Raw genomic sequence first — 17,399 nt, forward strand, 5'->3', positions numbered from 1 at the left:
ACCTGAGCATGTGTCCGAAGAGGTCAAGCAGGACCGTCTGGCGCGGTTCATGGCCGTGGCGTCGCGTATTTCGGCAAAGAAGCTGGAGCAGAAGGTCGGTCAGGTGGTTGATGTGCTGGTCGATGAGGTGCGCAGCGATGGTGTGGGTGTGGCCCGCACCAAGGGCGATGCGCCGGAAATCGACGGACATATATACCTCAAGGGCTTTAATGGTCTGAAGGCCGGTGAGTTTCAGAAGGCGCGGGTCACGCGGGCCGATGCCTATGATCTGTGGGGCGAGCCGGAGAATATGGTGCGTTTGAACCGTGTGCCGACGGCGCGTCCGGGCGGGCGGGTACACCGGATTATTTCACGAAGCTAAGGGCGTACTGAAAAGTAGGAACCGGTTTTCGGAACAGATGCGCGATAAAACGGCGCTTAAGCAGCGAAGCGGTAGCGCAATAAAGAACGTACATCCCGAAACGAAGTTCGGTGAAGCCAACCGCTGTGGTTTGCCCCCTCCGCCTCGACTGCGCTCGGCACCTCCCCCGTACGCTGCGCTACAGGGGAGGATGTTAGGGGGCGATCCAGAAGCCGAAGCGGGTCAGGGGTTTGGAAATGTCCTTCAGCGGCCAGTTATGGGTTTCGGCCAGCGCCGTGAGTTCGCGGCGGGGGAGCAGTACCCAGCAGCGCTGGGACAGATGCCAGCCCGGCTGGGCGTGATGCTTCGGGATGAACCAGATGTCGCGTGTATCAATTTCGATGCTGGCAAGCTGATCCAGCGGCATTTCGGCACCATTGGGCGCTATAAACAGTTTGCGCTCAGGGTCATAGCTGAACAGGGGCTTATGGATGAGCGACAGGGCAATCAGGCCCGCCAGAAGTAACCACACCAGCCAGGCTGCAACGCCTTCGCCGCGCCAGATAGCTGACGCCGCCCAGAAGGGGGCGAGCAGCAGAAGGGCTACGGTATAGACGTTCAGCACGGTACCGCTCCAGTTCAGGCGGATAAGGCGGTCGGTATCGGCGTCTGGGGTTGTCATTACGCTGTTCTGAAGATTTAAAAATTTGAGCCTAAAGCGCATCCCGAAAAGTGTGAAGCACTTTTCGGACAAGATGCGCGACAAAGCATAAATTATGCATCCCGAAACGAAGTTCGGCGAAGCCAAAAGTGTGAAGCACTTTTCGGACAAGATGCGCGACAAAGCAAAGATTGCATCCCGGAACGCCGTTCGGCGAATAGTGGAGAGACCGTTTTTCCAAGTATGAAATGATTTTTAATTTTCAGCCGTATGGTCAGAAGCGTCTGCTTATTATCTTATGTATGATGAAAATCAATGGTTTAACCTTACCGTGTAACCATAAAATAAACCAAATATGCTTTATCGTTCAATATGATATGCGCGTGAAGCAGTGTGATCACGTTAAGCATATTAAGGATTTAATTACCAAACGGGTATACACCGCATGCTTGTGTGGCGCGGCTTTCCAATTTTCGCGGCGGGGACATGAAGTCAGTTTTGACGACAGGCCGATGCAAGTGAAGAGCGTGTTCTCTTTCGGATTTATGCAGGATTTGGCTACAGTAAAATGACTTTTGATTATCGTAGTATGAGTGGGTTTTGTAAGCGTCTGGCTCTGGCGGGTGCCGGATGTCTGCTGGCTATACCGCTGGCGACTCAGGCGCAGGAGGGGAATAATTTCCGCCTGACCGGACAGATATCGGCGCTTAGTGACGGGGTTTTTCGTGGCGTGAGCCAGACCGAGGGTGTGGCGCAGTTTACGGCGGGTGCGCAAGTGGCGCATACCAGCGGAGTCTATGCCGGTACGCTGTATAAGACCATGCGCGACCGGGCGACGGGTCTGGATGGCCAGTATCAGGTGTTTGTCGGCTATCGCACGAGCCTTGCCGGAACCGACATCAACGGCCGCGTCAATTTCAAGAACTATCTGGGTCTGGCCAAAGGTACGGACGATGATCTGGTGGAATATGAGGTCACGCTGGGGCGCAAGTTGTCGGAGCGTTTTTCGGGTCGCCTGAACATGGCCTATACGCCCGATCATTACGGCAATCGCGCCAAGGCGGCGAGCTTTGCCGAGATCGGACTGAGCTTTAAGGCGACGCCGAAACTGACGCTTCAGGCGGCAAATGGTTTCCGCCATATCGAAAACAGCACCGACTATGCCAGCTATCTGGCTAGTGCACAGTATGCCGTCACCCCAAGCTTTAATGCGGCCCTGAGCTTCACGACCACAAGTGAGCGTGAACGCGGCGGTAAATTCGACGACACGGTATTCCTCACCCTTCAGAAGCGTTTCTGAGCAGGAGCTCTTTCATGACTATCAAAACACGAATTCTGGCTCTGGTGGCAGCGTTTGCGCTGATGGCCGCAGCGATCACCGGTCTGGGTCTTGTGACTATCGGTGACTATAACAAGATTGTCGATGACTATGGCCACGCTTATGAAAACGCCTATAAGGGTGAACGCCTGAACCGGATTGTCACGGCCGTAGTGATGGATTCCCGTGGCGTCTATATGGCTCAGGATACGACGGCAGCGACCGCTTTTGCCGACCGCATGGACGCAAGCCTTGATGAGATGCTGACGCTGCTGGCGGACTGGAAAAAGGAAGTTCGTCCGGGTGAGTTGCCGGAACTGGCCAAGGTAGAGGCACGTGCGCTGGAGTTTAACACCTTCCGTCGTGAAGTTGCTGATCTTGGCCGTGATGTGTCGCCGCTTGAGGCCAGCCTTAAGGGGAACAACGACGACAACCGCAACAACCGTCAGGCCTTCCAGGGTGAAATTGATACCATGGTCGACATCATTCGTAACGAACTTGAGACGACTCAGGCTTCGGTTGAGGACTATAGCTCAACGCGCAGCGTTTTGTTCCTCGGGCTGGCGCTTTCGGGCATTGTGCTTCTGGTGGTTCTGGCGCTGTGGATAGCTATCAAGACAATTTCGCGTCCATTGCAGAATGTCAGCCACATTGTGACGAAGCTGTCCGAAGGGGCGCTGGATACGGTTATTCCGGAAGGCAAGGGCAAGGATGAAGTGTCAGTGCTGCAACGCGCCATCCGTGTCTTGCGTGACCGGGCCAAGGAGGCTGAGGTTCTGCGGGCTGATGCGGCGCGTCAGAAAGAACAGTCTGAAGCCGAACGCAAGGCTATGATGTTGTCGATGGCCAATGACTTCGAGGCGGCTGTCGGCGGGATCGTGGACAGCGTGTCCACGGCGGCGACCAATATGCAGGCCACCGCCCAGCAGCTGAGCGCTTCGGCGCAGGAAACCTCGGCGCAGTCACTGACGGTATCGGCAGCGGCAGAGCAGGCCTCGGCCAATGTCGGATCTGTGGCCAGCGCTGCGGAGGAGCTGGGGGCTTCGGTGAACGAGATCAGCCGTCAGGTTGAGCGTTCAAGCGAAATGTCTCAGGCAGCGGTCAACGAGGCCGGTTCAGCCATGACGGTTGTGAGCGAACTGAGTGAGGCGGCGGAAAAGATCGAGGGCATTATTTCGATCATCTCTGATATTGCCAGCCAGACTAACCTGCTGGCGCTCAATGCAACCATTGAATCGGCACGGGCCGGTGAGGCCGGTAAGGGCTTTGCGGTTGTGGCCGCCGAGGTCAAGCAACTGGCCGGTCAGACATCAAAAGCGACGGCTGAGATCGGTGACCAGATCAAGGCTATTCAGTCAACGACCGAAAAGACGGTCGCTGCCATCAGCGGGATTACCGGTGCTATCCGCGATATCGATCAGGTAGCGGCGGCTATTTCAACGGCTGTCAGCCAGCAAGGGGCAGCCACCAGCGAGATCGTGGTGGCGGTGACGGAAGCCTCTGCGGGCACGGGTGAAGTTACGGCCAATATTACCGGCGTGGCGCAGGCGGCTGAAGAAACCGGTCAGGGGGCTACCTATGTGCTTGAGGCCGCTTCGGGTCTGGCGCAGCAGTCGGAACATCTGAAGGCGGAAATGCAAAATTTCCTGGGAACCATACGCGCCGCGTAAGATGCGGCTTCGTACGAAAGAAGCAAAGAAAACGGGAGACGGTCTGACCATCTCCCGTTTTTTGTTCTTTATCAGGCGGCGTCGGAGTGTGCGGTTTCGCTTAAGAGAGCGAACAGGGCGTCAGCTGTTTCGACCTTACGCAGGGATTCGCGCAAATCCTTTTGACGCAGCAGGCGCGACACCTTGGCCAGTGCGCGCAGGTGCTCGGTGCCGGCATCTTCGGGGGCAAAAAGGGCGAACAGCAGGTCGACCGGCATGTCGTCTATGGCGTCATATTCAACCGGCGTTTCAAGGCGCACGAAGACGCCGCGCATCCGGTCAAGCCCTTTGAGGGCGGCGTGGGGCACAGCAACCCCAAGACCGACGCCGGTAGAGCCGAGCTTTTCACGGTCAACCAGCCCCTGAAGAATGGTGTCAGACTCTATTTCCAGCACGCGCTCGGCCAGATCGGCGACGATCTGAAGGGCGTGACGTTTGGAATTGGCACCAATCGGGCCAATGACCGCATTACGCTCAAGCAACTGACTTAGAAACATAAAGGCTATCCACTCAGACTTACGGCAGGCTTTTGCAGCCGTATCAAAAAAGCAATGCAGACAGAGAGGTGCGCCCTGTTGCGCCCGCCCTTAGCGGGGCGGTGACCGTAAGTCAACCGTCCAGTTAGAGCGCGTCGCCCTCAGGGGGGACGCGCTCAGACTTTTAGTATGCTTGCAGGGTGTGGCATTTACGCGGCGGGACGCGCGCGGGTGCGCTCAGGGTCGATCCAGCCAATATTACCATCGGGGCGACGATAAATGACCGACAAACCCCCATGGGCCGCATTGCGGAACATGATCACCGGATAGTTGGACAGATCAAGCTCGTCCACGGCCTGTGAGACGCTCAAGGTGCGGATCGGGGCCTCGGTTTCGGCAATGATCAGCGGTTGCGGCGGGCTGTCGTGATCGAGGCCATCATCAATCTCTTCGGGTTCGTCCTCATAGTCTGCGCCCTGAATGACGGTGAGCGGCACCATTTCCTGCTTTTGCGGGGCATTGGTGGGGTAATGGCTCTTGAGACGGCGTTTATACCGGCGGATACGGGTTTCCATGCGGGTCAGCATGGCATCAAGGGCTGAATGAGCGTCACCGCCGAAATTATGCGCTACGAGCGTTTGACCCGAGGCCAGCCTGACCCAGCAGTCTATACGGAACAGATGGCCTTCCTTGGAGAGGGTAACGTCGGCATTGGCACCGCCGCGCTCGAAATATTTGTCAATGCGTTGGGTAAGTTCCTCCTCGATACGCTCCTTAAGGGCACTACCGACTTCGACTTGTTTGCCACTGACTTGTATCTGCATAATTCACATGCTCCGTTCTTGGGACGTCTGTCAGGTTTCGAACCGGACGCTGACGTCCAGAGTCTGCGCGCCGGAGGGTGGCGCGTCCCTTCAGACTAGACCTTTCCGGAGAAGTGTTAAGTCACTTAAATGTGTAGATTAATAAACAAGGTGCAAATAAGCCTTTGATAAGCTTATTTTATCAGTCTCTTACGCTCGACCGATGAGGGAATGCGCAGGGCTTCGCGGTATTTTGCCACAGTACGGCGGGCTATATCCACACCGGCTTCCTTGAGGATTTCCACGATCCGGTCATCCGACAGGATTTCGCCCGACATCTTTTCGCCGTCGATTAAGGTCTTAATCTTGTGACGCACGGACTCGGCAGAATGGGCGGCAGTGCCGTCCGAGGAAGATATGGATGAGGTGAAGAAGAATTTCAGCTCAAACACGCCGCGCGGCGTCGAGACATATTTATTGGTGGTCACCCGCGAGACGGTTGATTCATGCATGCCAATGGCATCGGCCACGGTTTTCAGGTTCAATGGGCGCAGGCTTTCGACGCCGTGCACAAAAAAGCCGTCCTGCTGACGCACGATTTCCGCTGACACCTTAAGGATGGTGCGGGCGCGCTGATCGAGGCTCTTGATCAGCCAGTTGGCTTGATTCAAACATTCGCTGAGATAGGTTTTTTCGTTATCCGAGCGGGCCGAACCTGAGACGCGGGCATGGTATTTCTGATCGACCAGTACGCGGGGCAGGGTGTCGGTATTCAGGTCCACCCGCCAGCCACCGGTAGCGTCCTGACGGACAAAGACATCGGGCACGACGGTTTGCGATGGTTCTGCGCCGAAGGCGGCCCCCGGACGCGGGGTCAGAGCCTTCAATTCACTGATCATGTCGCTCAGGTCTTCGTCATCGACGCCGCAGAGCTTTTTCAGGCCATTGAGATCACGGCGGGCCAGAAGTTCCAGATTATCAATCAGGGCTTCCATAGCCGGATCGAAGCGGTTGCGCTCAATCAGTTGTAGCTTAAGGCATTCGGGCACCGAACGGGCAAAGACGCCGGTCGGTTCAAAGCCCTGACAGGTGGTGAGCACCGTTTCAATCAGGTCTGTGCTACAGCCCATGCGTTCGCTGATCTCGGTGAGGTCGGCGCGTAAGTAACCGCCATCATCGACCTCATCAATCAGGATCTGGGCAATGGCCATTTCAGGGGGGGTAAAACCGGCGATCAGGGCCTGGTCGGTCAGGTGTTCGCTTAAGGATTTTTCGCGGTTGTGGCGGCTTTCAAGGCCTTCGTCGTCGCCGTCGAAGCTGCCGCCCTTACCGGCGCGGCTCCAGTCGATCATCGGGCCGTCGCCCGCATCGGCGCTGTGGTTTTCGGCTTCACGCAAGGTGGGGGCGTCATCGCCGTAAAGATCGGTATTAGAGGCGTCGAGATCGGTATTGGCGCGTAAAGAATCCTGATCGGACAGTTCCAGTTCGCGGTGATCGGAAGGGGTGTCAGACTCGCGACTGTCCGTGTCGCCTGAATCGTTATCTGTTAAGGGGTCGCCGTCTTCGCGTTGTAATAAGGGGTTGCGTTCCAGTTCGGCTTCGACCACGGCCTCAAGCTCAAGGTTAGACAATTGCAGAAGCTTGATAGCCTGCTGCAACTGGGGCGTAATAACCAGCCCCTGCCCTTGTCTAAGTTCTAATCTTTGCCCCAGTGACATACGCGAAGCCTAAACCTTAACCCCTTATATTGCGTTAAGGCGGTTCGTGTGGCTTGGGAAGGTCTATTCGTCGAAGGTGTTGCCGAGATAAACGCGGCGAACTTCGGGGTCGTTACGCACGTCATCGGCAGAGCCTTCAAACAGCACCGTGCCGGAATGGATGATATAGGCGCGGTCGATGATATCGAGGGTTTCGCGGACATTGTGATCGGTGATCAGAATGCCGATGCCCTGCTGCTTGAGGTAGGAGACGACATCGCGGATATCGGCAATGGCCAGAGGATCGATACCGGCGAAAGGCTCATCGAGCAGGATAAAGGAGGGCTTGCCGGCCAGCGCACGGGCAATTTCCACACGACGGCGCTCACCGCCTGACAGGGCGGTGGCCGGTGAGGTGCGGATATGGGTGATGCGCAGTTCTTCGAGCAGGCGGGTGACTTCGGCGGCCACCTGCGCCTTATCTTTGGTGTGCAGTTCGAGCACGGCCAGAAGGTTTTGTTCGACGGTCATGCCGCGAAAGATCGAGGCTTCCTGCGGCAGGTAGCCCAGTCCCATGCGCGCGCGCTGATACATCGGCTGATGGGTGATGTCGTAACCGTCAAAGGTGATCTTGCCGTAATCGGCTTCGACCAGACCGGTGATCATATAGAAACAGGTGGTCTTACCGGCACCATTGGGGCCGAGAAGGCCTACGACCTCACCACGGTGCAGGGACAGGCTGACTTCCTTGACGACAACCCGTTCTTTGTAGGCCTTGCCAATGCCGGTGACGAGCAGACCGTCCGACGCATTATCGGCGGGGGCTTGAGGCTCGGGACGGGAGGCGGTCACGGGGGCGTTCACGGTCGGATAAGTCCTGTGGCTTCAGTCTTAGGGACGGGCAGGCGTGGGGGCGGTGGTGCCATCAGGGTAGAAGACGCCTCTGACGCGTCCGCCCTGACCCGAAGGGGCACCATCGATGGTACTTTTCTTTATGCCGACGACATAGGTCAGGCGTTGGCCGGTCAGGACGTTCTGACCCTGCTTGAGGATCACATCGCCGGTGACGACCATGGTGTCATTGGACTGGGTATAGACGGCCTTATCACCGCGCATCACCTGATCATCGACGACGTAATAGATCCTGCCGGTGGCTTCGATGCGCGACAGCTGATCCCAGTTGCCTGAGGCGGATTGCGTGTAGGTAATCCTGACATTGTCGGCCTGAAGGCTGGCGGTGTCCTGAAGCAACTGAACGCGGCCGGTCAGGACGACACTATGGTCGGTGTTGTCGGCCTGCATATTATCGGCACTGTACATGATCGGGCCGCCATTACTGCTGGTGCCGGCCAGTTGCGCCACGGCAAAAGGTGCGGTGAGACCGGTCACCGCCATCAAAAGAGCGGTAAGGAGTGCCTTCTTATTCATTCTGCCAGACCTTGTGTTGCGCACCGATGTCAGTTTCCGTTCCTGAGGGTTCCGGTGACCTTTTGTTCACCCTTACCATTAAAATGTACCCGATTGCCATTGTCTTCTATGCGGAAGCTCTGGGCCTTGATGTCGCCATTGGCCCATTCGCCTTCGACATAGCTGTTGCCGACAACTGTGGAATTTTTAAGATCAATCCGCGCATCCTGCGTTTTCAGGACAAATTCCTGAGAGGAGTTAACCACCACGTCTTTTTTGAAGGTGATGGTGCGGTTATCATTATTGTAGATGCCGGTCGCGGCCTCAAGTTGCGAGGTGCTGGCGTTTTCCGAGCGGATATCGACGCGTGGCGCGGTGAGGGTAATCACCGGCGTATTGCCGCGCCGTATCGCCTCGACGCCGCGCAGGGTGTAGCGGCTGCCGTCGTCACCGCGATCGGTATAGAGCGGATTCAACATGCGGATGTCGGTGGTATTGGCCCCGTAGACATTGAGAGAATTCAGCACGCTCTGGACGATGACCCAGACCACAAGCAACAAAACGATGCCGATAATCAGTCCGGGCAGCAGAACGCGCAGACGATGAATGCGCCGCGCCCGCTTTTTCCACGCCCGTGCCTGAACCTGACGGCGATGGATGTCGGCGTCGATGGATTCAGGTGTGGCGACCGGATGGATATCGTCTAAAAGCTGGGCCATTGAAGGTGCCGGTAAACTTCCCGCTTAATTCCATGAATGGGCAAAGATATCGCAATCTTCCCAGCCTGCCAAATCGAGTTTGACGCGCTGCGGCAGAAAATCGAAACAGGCCTGCGCCAGGGCATTGCGGCCTTCGCGTTCCAGCATAGTATCGAGCTTTGTTTTCAGGGCGTGCAGATGCAGCACATCGGAGGCAGCATAGGCCAGTTGTTCCGGCGACAGGGTGGCAGCACCCCAGTCGGAGCTTTGTTGTGCCTTGGAGATATCGACGCTTAAAAGTTCGCGCACCAGATCCTTGAGGCCGTGGCGGTCGGTATAGGTACGCGCCAGTTTCGAGGCGATCTTGGTGCAATAGACCGGCGCGGTGGTGACGCCTAAGTGCAGCTCAAACATGCCGATATCGAAGCGGCCAAAGTGAAACAGTTTTAAGACCTCAGGGTCGGCCAGCAGGCGTTTCAGGTTCGGGCAGTCATAGGCCGGACGGTTCAGGCGCACGACATGGGCGTCGCCGTCACCGGCGGACAACTGAACCACGCAGAGATCATCACGACGAAAGCGCAGGCCCATGGTTTCGGAATCGATGGCCACGCTGGCTCCCAGATCGAGACCGTCAGGGAGGTCACCTTCGTGATAATGAATAGCCACGCACTTTATCCTTGATCAACTTAAGTTCCAGAACACAGGGCCTAAGCCAAATGGCCTTAGAGGTCAATTCAGATAAGACTTACCAGCCGCAGTTCTGACCCTTGTTTTCCTGCGTCAGCCAGTCATTGAGCGGGGCGAAATAGGCGGCTATGGCCGCGGCATCAGTTTCGCGGGTGCCGGTAAAGGCCTCAAGGGCGTCCGGCCAGGGCTGTGACGCGCCCATCTCCATCATGGCGTTGAATTTCTGCCCGACATCGCGGCGGCCATAGATGGAGCAGCGGTGCAGCGGCCCTTGCCAGCCCATCTGGTCGCAGGCGGCCTTATGGAACTGAAACTGATAGATGTGGGCCAGGAAATAGCGGGTATAGGGCACATTGGCGGGGACGTGATATTTGGCACCGGGGTCGAAGGCGTCACGCGGGCGCACGCCCGGCGGGGTCAGGCCCTGATAGTCATTCACCAGCTGCCACCAGCGCTCATTGTAGCGGTTCGGTGTGATCTGGCCGGAATAGACCTCCCAGCGCCAGCGATCGACGACGACGCTGAAGGGCAGGAAGGCGATCTTTCCGAGCGCCATTTTCAGCAGATAGGGGATGTCTTCGGAGGCGTCAGGCACCTTATCGAGCAGGCCGATCTGATTGAGATAGACGGGGGTGACGGAGCTTAAGCCGATAAAGTCGCCAATAGCTTCGTGGAAGCCGTCATTGGCGCCGTTCTTGAACAGGAACGGCTGATCCTTATAGGCGCGCTGATAGTAGTTATGTCCCAGTTCGTGGTGGATGGTGTAGAAGTCTTCGGCATTGACCTGTGTGCACATTTTGACGCGCACATCGTCGCGGTTATCGAGGTCCCACGCCGAGGCATGGCAGACGACTTCGCGGTCACGCGGGCGGGTGATCATCGACCTTTGCCAGAAGCTTTCGGGCAGAGGGGCGAGGCCTAGGGATGTATAGAAGGCCTCACCGGTGCGCATCATCTTTTCCGGCGTGTATTTCTTTTGGGTCAGCAGGCGGTCGAGGCTGTAGGCGGATTTGGGCAGGGATTTCGGGGCGACTATGTCATAGATATTGGCCCAGTCCTGCGCCCACATATTGCCGAGCAGATCCGCACGGATCGGGCCATGCTTGGGTTGCACCGCATCGCCGTAATGGGCGTTCAGTTGACGGCGCACATAGCAGTGCAGGTTTTTATAGAACGGATTGACCTGTGCCCACAGGCGGTCGGTTTCCGAGGCAAAGGCGTCGGGCGACATGTCATAACCGGAACGCCACAAGGCCCCTGTGTCGGCAAAGCCGAGCCCCTGTGCGCCTTCGTTGGTCAGGCCAACAAGGCGGGCATAGTCGGCCTTCATGGGCACAGACACGGTGCGCCAGCCTTCGAACATGGCACGCAACAGGGCCGGATCACGTGAGGTGGCGAGAATCTGCGAGGCCTCATCAAGGGTGTAGGTCTTGCCCTTATGGGTGAACCTGCCGGTGGCATAGGTGGAATCAAGGCGGGTGGAGATGTCGGCGATTTCGGCGGCGGCACCGGCACGGTCGGCGGCAGGCACGACGAGGGATAATTTCAGCAGGTTCAGCTTGCGGCGGGTTTCGGGATCGGTATTTACGTCATTAAAGCGTGCCGCGCCGGTGGCCAGTCGGACACTTTCTTCGGTGAAGGCGGCGGTGGCCTTTGATTCCAGCCACATGGTGTCATGGGTAATATAGGTGTTGCGCACCCACGCGACGCGGGCGGCATATTCGCTTAGGTCGCCGAGCTTGGCTTCGGCGGCCTCAACGTAGGCTTTGGCGTCAGCCGCGGTGGGGGCGGTCTCAGAGACAGGTCTTTCAGGGGGTGGGGTGACGGTGGCGGTGGTGGCGCAACCGGTGATTAAGGCGATACAGGCACAGGACAGCAGCAGACGCTTGATCATCACACCCTCCCTCTTATGACAAGGCAGAGGGTGCCTTCATTTAGGCTTTGGCGTCAAGGCATAGAAAAAGCCGCCCCGTGATGGAGCGGCTTCGTTCTTTATGATCTGAGGCGTATGCCCCCGCCGTCGCGGACTTACGCCGCGACACCTCCCCCGATAAATCAGGGGAGGATGTATTCGTTTAGGCCAGTGACGGTTCGATGCCCTTACAGGCTTCGATCAGGCCCTGAACGCTGGCGACCGACTTGGCGAACATTTCTTTTTCGGCGTCGTTGGTCGAGAATTCGATGACCTTTTCCACGCCGTCTTTACCGATTACCGCCGGTACGCCGACATAGAGGTCGCTCAGGCCATATTCACCGCTGAGGAAGGCAGCAACCGGCAGAACGCGCTTCTTGTCCTTCAGGTAGGACTTGGCCATGGCGATGCCGGATTCGGCAGGGGCGTAGAAGGCCGAACCGGTCTTCAGCAGGGCAACGATTTCGCCGCCACCGCCACGGGTGCGCTTAACGATGGCGTCAAGCTCTTCCTGAGAAAGGAAGCCCTGAGCCACCAGTTCCGGCAGAGGCAGGCCGCCAACGGTCGAGTGACGTACCATCGGCACCATGTCATCGCCGTGGCCGCCGAGCGTCCACGCATGGATGTCTTCAACCGAAATGCCGGTCTTTTCAGCGAGGAAGTAGGCGAAGCGTGCGGAGTCAAGGACGCCTGCCATGCCGACAACCTTGTTGGTTGGAAGACCGGAGAACTTTTGCAGCGCCCAGACCATGGCGTCGAGCGGGTTGGTGATGCAGATAACAAAGGCGTTAGGGGCGTGGGCCTTGATGCCTTCGCCGACGGCTTTCATGACCTTGAGGTTGATGCCCAGAAGGTCATCGCGGCTCATGCCCGGCTTGCGCGGCACGCCGGCGGTCACGATGCAGACGTCGGCACCGGCGATGTCGGCATAGTCGTTGGCACCCTTAAGGGCAACGTCCGAACCGAAAACGGCTGAGGCTTCGGCGATATCCAGCGCCTTGCCCTGAGGTACACCTTCGGTGATGTCGAACAGTACGACGTCACCCAGTTCTTCGCGGGCGGCGATGTGGGCCAGAGTCCCGCCGATCATACCTGCACCGATCAATGCAATTTTTGCACGTGCCATGAGCTATCCCTTTTTTCGTGAGTTTACATCCCCGCGCGGCGAGGCTGTTTAAAGATTAACGGGTGCCCATAATCCTGTTGATGAAACCGCGCAAGACCTTGCGCCGCAACATGGCGATAATGTGATAGGTTTTTTGTTTCCCTTGCGCGTTATGCTCACCCTCATGGCAAGGTTTTGCCCCTCACCCTAACCCTCTCCCCCGTGGGGAGAGGGGATTTCAGGGCGGCTCCTGCCTATTGGGCGGTCATGGTGACGGCGGTGCGGCCACCGGAGGAATCGGTCAGTATACCTTTCCAGCGCCGATCCGTTTCTTTTTGCAGATCAAGCTGATAGGTCTTGCCAGCCCCTTTGTAATCAATGCGCAGGGTATCGGTGCCGGTCACAATGCGCTCCACAAGGCCCGAGCGGTTATAGGCGGCCGTGTTTTCCAGCGAGCGCCAGGCCCCCTCAGGGCTTGCGCCGCCGCGCAGTTGCAGGGCCACCAGCCCCTGACCGGTGGCATTGGTGACCACCCACCCACCTTCGAGTGCACCGGCGCGGGCATTGCGGCTGACGTGGCCGGACAGGACGCGGTTATCATACTGATGTTCGCTGGCTGATTTTTCACCTTCGTAGTCACGGCTGTAGACATCGACGGTCACAGCCCCTTCGGGCACCGATGGCGTGGTGGTGTTGGGAACCGTCGGGGCGTTGCCGCGTATCGACTGATAGGGAACAGGATTTGACGGCAGGGTTTGCGCCAGAAGCGGGGTTGAGGCCAGAAGCATAAGGGTCGGGGCCACGAGGGCGGCAGCGGGCAACCGGACTGATGTGCGCATAATTCTGAAAATCCTGAAATCCTGTGGCGACCGTGGGGAATGATACTTGTGACGCCAAATGTCCTAATTGCCTGCTAATTTTGGCAAAGCTTGGGCCATATGAGGCTATCCGCGGCAAAAAACCGCGCCCGCTTGTTGACAGGTTTGTCTTAAGGACTAAAAGACAGCACAAAACAGATGAAGGCTAACGCTTTCATCACACAAAATCTCTATGCACCGAGTATGCCCTTTGCTCTGAAAAAAAGGGCGATGAACACAAGGCCAGAGTACTTATGTCAAAGCCGCCTACCGCGTCCGCACCGCCCAGAGCCCTGCATCGGCCCCTGTCGCCGCATTTGCAAATCTGGCGTTATCACATCACCATGTTCACCTCGATCCTGCACCGCATCACCGGTGTGGCGACGATTGCCGGGCTTTTGCTCGGGGCCGGATGGCTGGTGGCGCTCGGGGCCACGGCGTCGGGCATTTGCCCCGAAGCCTATACGGTCTATCTGACCTTTGCCGCTTCGCCGTTCGGACTTCTGGTCTGGGTGGGGGTGACACTGGCGGGGTTCCTGCACCTGACCGGCGGCCTGCGTCACCTGATCTGGGACATGGGGCTGGGCTTTGACCTTAAGACATCGAACCTGATGGCCTGGTCGGGACTTCTGACCGCTGTGCTGGCGACCATCGCCGTGTGGTTTTATCTGTTTGCGACGGGCAAGGTGGTGCTATGAGCGACTCTTATCTGACCGAGCGGTCTGCGAAAGACTGGAAAAAGTCTGTAAAGCACGGGGCTGGCGAATGGCTGGCCGAGCGCGGTACGTCTGTGGCGCTTATTCCGCTGGTATTGTGGGCGGTGTTCAGCGGTATCGGGCTGGCTAATCAGGGCTATGAGGCGTCGCTGGCTTTTGTACGGGTTCCCCTCAATGCCGGACTGATTGCGCTGTTGTTCCTCATCAGCGGCTGGCACATGTTCATGGGCCTGAAAGTGATCATTGACGACTATATCGGCAAGCCCGGCACACGCGGCCTGCTCAATCTCGTCAATCTGTTGTTCTGTCTGGCGGTGGTGGTTGCCGTGCTGGGCGGGCTTTACTTCGTTTTCAAGGCGTAACCTGACATGACCAAAGCCTATACAGTTATCGAACACGAATATGATGTCGTGGTGGTGGGTGCCGGTGGTTCGGGTCTGCGCGCCGCGCTTGGGGCCGGTCAGGCGGGTCTGAAGACCGCCTGTGTCACCAAGGTTTTCCCGACACGCTCGCACACGGTTGCCGCGCAAGGTGGTGTGGCCGCTTCGCTTGGGAATATGGGTGAAGACAAGTGGGAATGGCACATGTACGACACCGTCAAGGGGTCGGACTGGCTGGGGGATCAGGACGCCATTGAATATCTTGTGCGTAACGCCCCTGAGGCGGTTTACGAGCTGGAACACTGGGGTGTGCCCTTCTCGCGTACCGAAGACGGCAAGATCTATCAGCGTCCGTTCGGCGGTATGACCAAGAACTTCGGCGAAGGCCCTGTGCAGCGTACCTGCGCCGCGGCTGACCGTACCGGTCACGCCATGCTGCATACGCTTTATGGCCAGTCCCTGCGCGAAGATGTTGAGTTCTTCATTGAATATTTCGCCCTTGATCTGATCATGGATGACGGCGTGTGTCGTGGGGTGACCTGCCTGAAGCTCGATGACGGTACGATCCACGTGTTCCGGGCGCATCTGGTTATTCTGGCGACCGGCGGTTATGGCCGCGCCTACTTCTCGGCGACTTCGGCGCACACTTGTACGGGTGACGGTAACGCCATGGTGCTGCGGGCCGGTCTGCCGCTTCAGGACCTTGAGTTCATTCAGTTCCACCCGACCGGCATCTATGGCTCGGGCTGTCTGATTACTGAGGGGGCGCGTGGTGAAGGCGGTTACCTGACCAACTCCGAGGGTGAGCGCTTCATGGAGCGTTATGCGCCGTCGGCCAAGGATCTGGCGTCGCGTGACGTGGTGTCGCGTTCGATGACCATGGAAATCCGTGAAGGGCGCGGTGTCGGCCCGAACAAGGACCACATCTTCCTGCATCTGGATCACCTGCCGCCTGATTTGCTGCACAAGCGTCTGCCAGGGATTTCGGAATCGGCGAAAATCTTTGCCGGTGTTGATGTGACCAAGGAGCCGATTCCGGTTATCCCGACTGTCCATTACAACATGGGTGGTATTCCGACTAACTATCACGGCGAAGTCCTGACCAAGGTCGGTGACAATGCCGACACCGTGGTGCCCGGCCTGATGGCCGTCGGTGAAGCGGCCTGTGTGTCGGTTCACGGCGCGAACCGTCTGGGGTCCAATTCGCTGATCGACCTTGTGGTGTTTGGCCGTGCCTGTGGTCTCAGGGCCAAGGAAATCGTCAAGCCGAACGTCCCGCACAAGGATATCGGCAAGTCGGCGGTCGATGCGCATCTGGCGCGTCTTGAGAAATTCCGCACGGCATCGGGGTCTACCCCTACGGCGGAATTACGTATGAAGATGCAGCGCGCCATGCAGGAAGATGCCGCCGTGTTCCGTACCGAAGAGACACTGCGTTCGGGCGTTGAGCGTCTGGCGGAAATCTTTGCGGCGTCTGCGGATATCGGTATCAAGGATCGCGGTCTGGTCTGGAATACCGATCTGATCGAGGCGCTTGAGTATGACAACCTGCTCGGTCAGGCAGTGGTGTCGGTTAATTCGGCGCTCAACCGTCAGGAATCGCGCGGTGCCCATGCCCGTGAGGACTTCCCGAACCGGAATGACGAGGAGTGGATGAAGCACACCCTGTCATGGATCGATCTCAATACGGGTAAGGTCAGCATCGATTATCGTCCGGTGCATACCTACACGCTGACCAACGACATTGCCTATATCGCGCCTAAGGCGCGGGTCTATTAAGGGGAGCATGGAACATGGTTGAACTGACACTCCCTAAGCATTCGCAGATCAGGAACGGCAAGCGTTTCAAGGCCGCTTCCGGCACGAAGAACGTCCGCGTCTACAAGATCTATCGCTTTGATCCGGAAAGCGGTGAAAATCCGCGCTGGGACAAGTATGAGGTGGATTCCAAGGCCCACGGCCCGATGCTGCTCGATGCCCTGATCCATATCAAGAATTCGATCGACTCGACGCTGTCGTTCCGTCGTTCGTGCCGCGAAGGTATCTGTGGCTCATGCGCCATGAATATCGGTGGACGTAACACACTGGCCTGTACCAAGGGCTGGGACGAGTTTTCCGGCGAGATCACCATTGCACCCCTGCCGCACATGCCGGTGGTTAAGGACCTTGTGCCTGACCTCAGCGGTTTCTATGCGCAATATGCGTCGGTGGAGCCTTACCTGCAATCGACGACGCCCGATCCACAGAAAGAGCGTCTGCAAAGCCCGCAGAACCGTGACAAGCTTGATGGGCTTTATGAGTGCATCCTGTGCGCCTGCTGCTCGACGTCTTGCCCAAGCTACTGGTGGAATCAGGACAAATATCTTGGCCCTGCGGCCCTGCTTCAGGCCTATCGCTGGATAGCCGATTCACGTGATGATCAGACCAAGGCGCGTCTTGAGGCCCTCGAAGACCCGTTCAAGCTCTATCGTTGCCATACGATCATGAACTGTGCGCAGGTTTGTCCGAAGGGCCTTAATCCGGCCAAGGCGATTGCGGAAATCAAGAAGATGATGCCGGGTAAATAAGCCCCTGTGCATCGATGATTATGAAATCCCCGTAGTGGCCCTTAGGTGATCTGCGGGGATTTTGCT

18 protein-coding genes are annotated in these 17,399 nt (G+C 57.6%); 7 read left to right on the forward strand and 11 right to left on the reverse strand.

Annotated elements, in window-relative coordinates; all coding sequences use genetic code 11:
- Positions 1-361, forward strand: a 361-nt coding sequence (locus E5201_RS02285; RefSeq protein WP_140984608.1) for a TRAM domain-containing protein, incomplete at its 5' end; no start/stop codon positions are given.
- A gap of 193 nt (positions 362-554) precedes the next feature.
- Here the strand turns inward: E5201_RS02285 and E5201_RS02290 are convergent.
- Complete coding sequence (locus E5201_RS02290; protein ID WP_140984374.1) at positions 555-1,022, reverse strand: hypothetical protein; 468 nt, start codon at positions 1,020-1,022, stop codon at positions 555-557.
- A 568-nt stretch (positions 1,023-1,590) separates the two neighbouring features.
- Between E5201_RS02290 and E5201_RS02295 the strand changes: the two genes are divergently transcribed.
- Entirely contained in the window at positions 1,591-2,301 is a 711-nt protein-coding gene (locus tag E5201_RS02295; protein ID WP_181404507.1) for a TorF family putative porin, read from the forward strand.
- 14 nt (positions 2,302-2,315) lie between these two features.
- Positions 2,316-3,989 carry a methyl-accepting chemotaxis protein gene (locus tag E5201_RS02300; protein WP_140984376.1) on the forward strand — a complete coding sequence of 558 codons (1,674 nt, stop codon included), beginning with the start codon at positions 2,316-2,318 and terminating at the stop codon, positions 3,987-3,989.
- A gap of 71 nt (positions 3,990-4,060) precedes the next feature.
- Here E5201_RS02300 and ptsN read toward each other — a convergent pair whose 3' ends face one another.
- From ptsN to E5201_RS02350, 10 genes are all read right to left on the reverse strand, one after another.
- The gene (ptsN, locus tag E5201_RS02305) at positions 4,061-4,525 is read right to left on the reverse strand and encodes a PTS IIA-like nitrogen regulatory protein PtsN (RefSeq protein WP_140984377.1); all 465 of its coding nucleotides are present in this window, start codon (positions 4,523-4,525) and stop codon (positions 4,061-4,063) included.
- A gap of 188 nt (positions 4,526-4,713) precedes the next feature.
- Positions 4,714-5,328 (reverse strand): ribosome hibernation-promoting factor, HPF/YfiA family, encoded by a 615-nt coding sequence (gene hpf / locus E5201_RS02310; protein ID WP_140984378.1) that lies wholly within the window; start codon positions 5,326-5,328, stop codon positions 4,714-4,716.
- A 173-nt stretch (positions 5,329-5,501) separates the two neighbouring features.
- Complete coding sequence (gene rpoN, locus E5201_RS02315; protein ID WP_140984379.1) at positions 5,502-7,025, reverse strand: RNA polymerase factor sigma-54; 1,524 nt, start codon at positions 7,023-7,025, stop codon at positions 5,502-5,504.
- A 63-nt stretch (positions 7,026-7,088) separates the two neighbouring features.
- A complete protein-coding gene (lptB, locus tag E5201_RS02320; RefSeq protein WP_140984380.1) occupies positions 7,089-7,856 on the reverse strand; it encodes an LPS export ABC transporter ATP-binding protein in 768 nt (255 codons plus the stop codon).
- 39 nt (positions 7,857-7,895) lie between these two features.
- Positions 7,896-8,432 carry an LptA/OstA family protein gene (locus E5201_RS02325; RefSeq protein WP_140984381.1) on the reverse strand — a complete coding sequence of 179 codons (537 nt, stop codon included), beginning with the start codon at positions 8,430-8,432 and terminating at the stop codon, positions 7,896-7,898.
- Between the two features lie 29 nt (positions 8,433-8,461).
- Positions 8,462-9,130 carry an LPS export ABC transporter periplasmic protein LptC gene (gene lptC / locus E5201_RS02330; RefSeq protein WP_140984382.1) on the reverse strand — a complete coding sequence of 223 codons (669 nt, stop codon included), beginning with the start codon at positions 9,128-9,130 and terminating at the stop codon, positions 8,462-8,464.
- A gap of 24 nt (positions 9,131-9,154) precedes the next feature.
- Entirely contained in the window at positions 9,155-9,775 is a 621-nt protein-coding gene (locus tag E5201_RS02335; RefSeq protein WP_140984383.1) for a ribonuclease D, read from the reverse strand.
- A 79-nt stretch (positions 9,776-9,854) separates the two neighbouring features.
- Positions 9,855-11,690, reverse strand: a complete 1,836-nt coding sequence (locus tag E5201_RS02340; protein ID WP_140984384.1) for a M2 family metallopeptidase — start codon at positions 11,688-11,690, stop codon at positions 9,855-9,857.
- Between the two features lie 181 nt (positions 11,691-11,871).
- A complete protein-coding gene (gene mdh / locus E5201_RS02345; RefSeq protein ID WP_140984385.1) occupies positions 11,872-12,834 on the reverse strand; it encodes a malate dehydrogenase in 963 nt (320 codons plus the stop codon).
- Positions 12,835-13,067: 233 nt separating this feature from the next.
- Positions 13,068-13,652 carry a hypothetical protein gene (locus E5201_RS02350; RefSeq protein ID WP_140984386.1) on the reverse strand — a complete coding sequence of 195 codons (585 nt, stop codon included), beginning with the start codon at positions 13,650-13,652 and terminating at the stop codon, positions 13,068-13,070.
- A gap of 272 nt (positions 13,653-13,924) precedes the next feature.
- Here E5201_RS02350 and sdhC point away from each other — a divergent pair, with 272 nt between their 5' ends.
- From sdhC to E5201_RS02370, 4 genes are read left to right on the forward strand one after another with little or no spacing between them, the layout of a single operon-like run.
- Entirely contained in the window at positions 13,925-14,368 is a 444-nt protein-coding gene (sdhC, locus tag E5201_RS02355) for a succinate dehydrogenase, cytochrome b556 subunit (protein ID WP_140984387.1), read from the forward strand.
- The gene (gene sdhD, locus E5201_RS02360) at positions 14,365-14,748 is read left to right on the forward strand and encodes a succinate dehydrogenase, hydrophobic membrane anchor protein (protein ID WP_140984388.1); all 384 of its coding nucleotides are present in this window, start codon (positions 14,365-14,367) and stop codon (positions 14,746-14,748) included. Before sdhC ends, sdhD begins: the two co-directional genes overlap by 4 nt.
- A 6-nt stretch (positions 14,749-14,754) precedes the next feature.
- A complete protein-coding gene (gene sdhA, locus E5201_RS02365) occupies positions 14,755-16,545 on the forward strand; it encodes a succinate dehydrogenase flavoprotein subunit (protein ID WP_140984389.1) in 1,791 nt (596 codons plus the stop codon).
- A 14-nt stretch (positions 16,546-16,559) separates the two neighbouring features.
- On the forward strand, positions 16,560-17,333 hold the full coding sequence (locus E5201_RS02370; protein WP_140984390.1) for a succinate dehydrogenase iron-sulfur subunit: 774 nt from the start codon (positions 16,560-16,562) through the stop codon (positions 17,331-17,333).
- Positions 17,334-17,399: the final 66 nt, after the last annotated feature.

The organism is Asticcacaulis tiandongensis (genome assembly GCF_006475605.1).
In the GTDB taxonomy this organism is placed as follows: Bacteria; Pseudomonadota; Alphaproteobacteria; order Caulobacterales; family Caulobacteraceae; genus Asticcacaulis; species Asticcacaulis tiandongensis.

Coding starts and splice junctions, on each gene's coding strand:
- E5201_RS02290 (WP_140984374.1), bottom strand. CDS start 1,022: ATGACAACCCCAGACGCCGATACCGACCGCCTTATCCGCCTGAACTGG.
- E5201_RS02295 (WP_181404507.1), top strand. CDS start 1,591: ATGAGTGGGTTTTGTAAGCGTCTGGCTCTGGCGGGTGCCGGATGTCTG.
- E5201_RS02300 (WP_140984376.1), top strand. CDS start 2,316: ATGACTATCAAAACACGAATTCTGGCTCTGGTGGCAGCGTTTGCGCTG.
- ptsN (WP_140984377.1), bottom strand. CDS start 4,525: ATGTTTCTAAGTCAGTTGCTTGAGCGTAATGCGGTCATTGGCCCGATT.
- hpf (WP_140984378.1), bottom strand. CDS start 5,328: ATGCAGATACAAGTCAGTGGCAAACAAGTCGAAGTCGGTAGTGCCCTT.
- rpoN (WP_140984379.1), bottom strand. CDS start 7,025: ATGTCACTGGGGCAAAGATTAGAACTTAGACAAGGGCAGGGGCTGGTT.
- E5201_RS02325 (WP_140984381.1), bottom strand. CDS start 8,432: ATGAATAAGAAGGCACTCCTTACCGCTCTTTTGATGGCGGTGACCGGT.
- lptC (WP_140984382.1), bottom strand. CDS start 9,130: ATGGCCCAGCTTTTAGACGATATCCATCCGGTCGCCACACCTGAATCC.
- E5201_RS02340 (WP_140984384.1), bottom strand. CDS start 11,690: ATGATCAAGCGTCTGCTGCTGTCCTGTGCCTGTATCGCCTTAATCACC.
- mdh (WP_140984385.1), bottom strand. CDS start 12,834: ATGGCACGTGCAAAAATTGCATTGATCGGTGCAGGTATGATCGGCGGG.
- E5201_RS02350 (WP_140984386.1), bottom strand. CDS start 13,652: ATGCGCACATCAGTCCGGTTGCCCGCTGCCGCCCTCGTGGCCCCGACC.
- sdhC (WP_140984387.1), top strand. CDS start 13,925: ATGTCAAAGCCGCCTACCGCGTCCGCACCGCCCAGAGCCCTGCATCGG.
- sdhD (WP_140984388.1), top strand. CDS start 14,365: ATGAGCGACTCTTATCTGACCGAGCGGTCTGCGAAAGACTGGAAAAAG.
- sdhA (WP_140984389.1), top strand. CDS start 14,755: ATGACCAAAGCCTATACAGTTATCGAACACGAATATGATGTCGTGGTG.
- E5201_RS02370 (WP_140984390.1), top strand. CDS start 16,560: ATGGTTGAACTGACACTCCCTAAGCATTCGCAGATCAGGAACGGCAAG.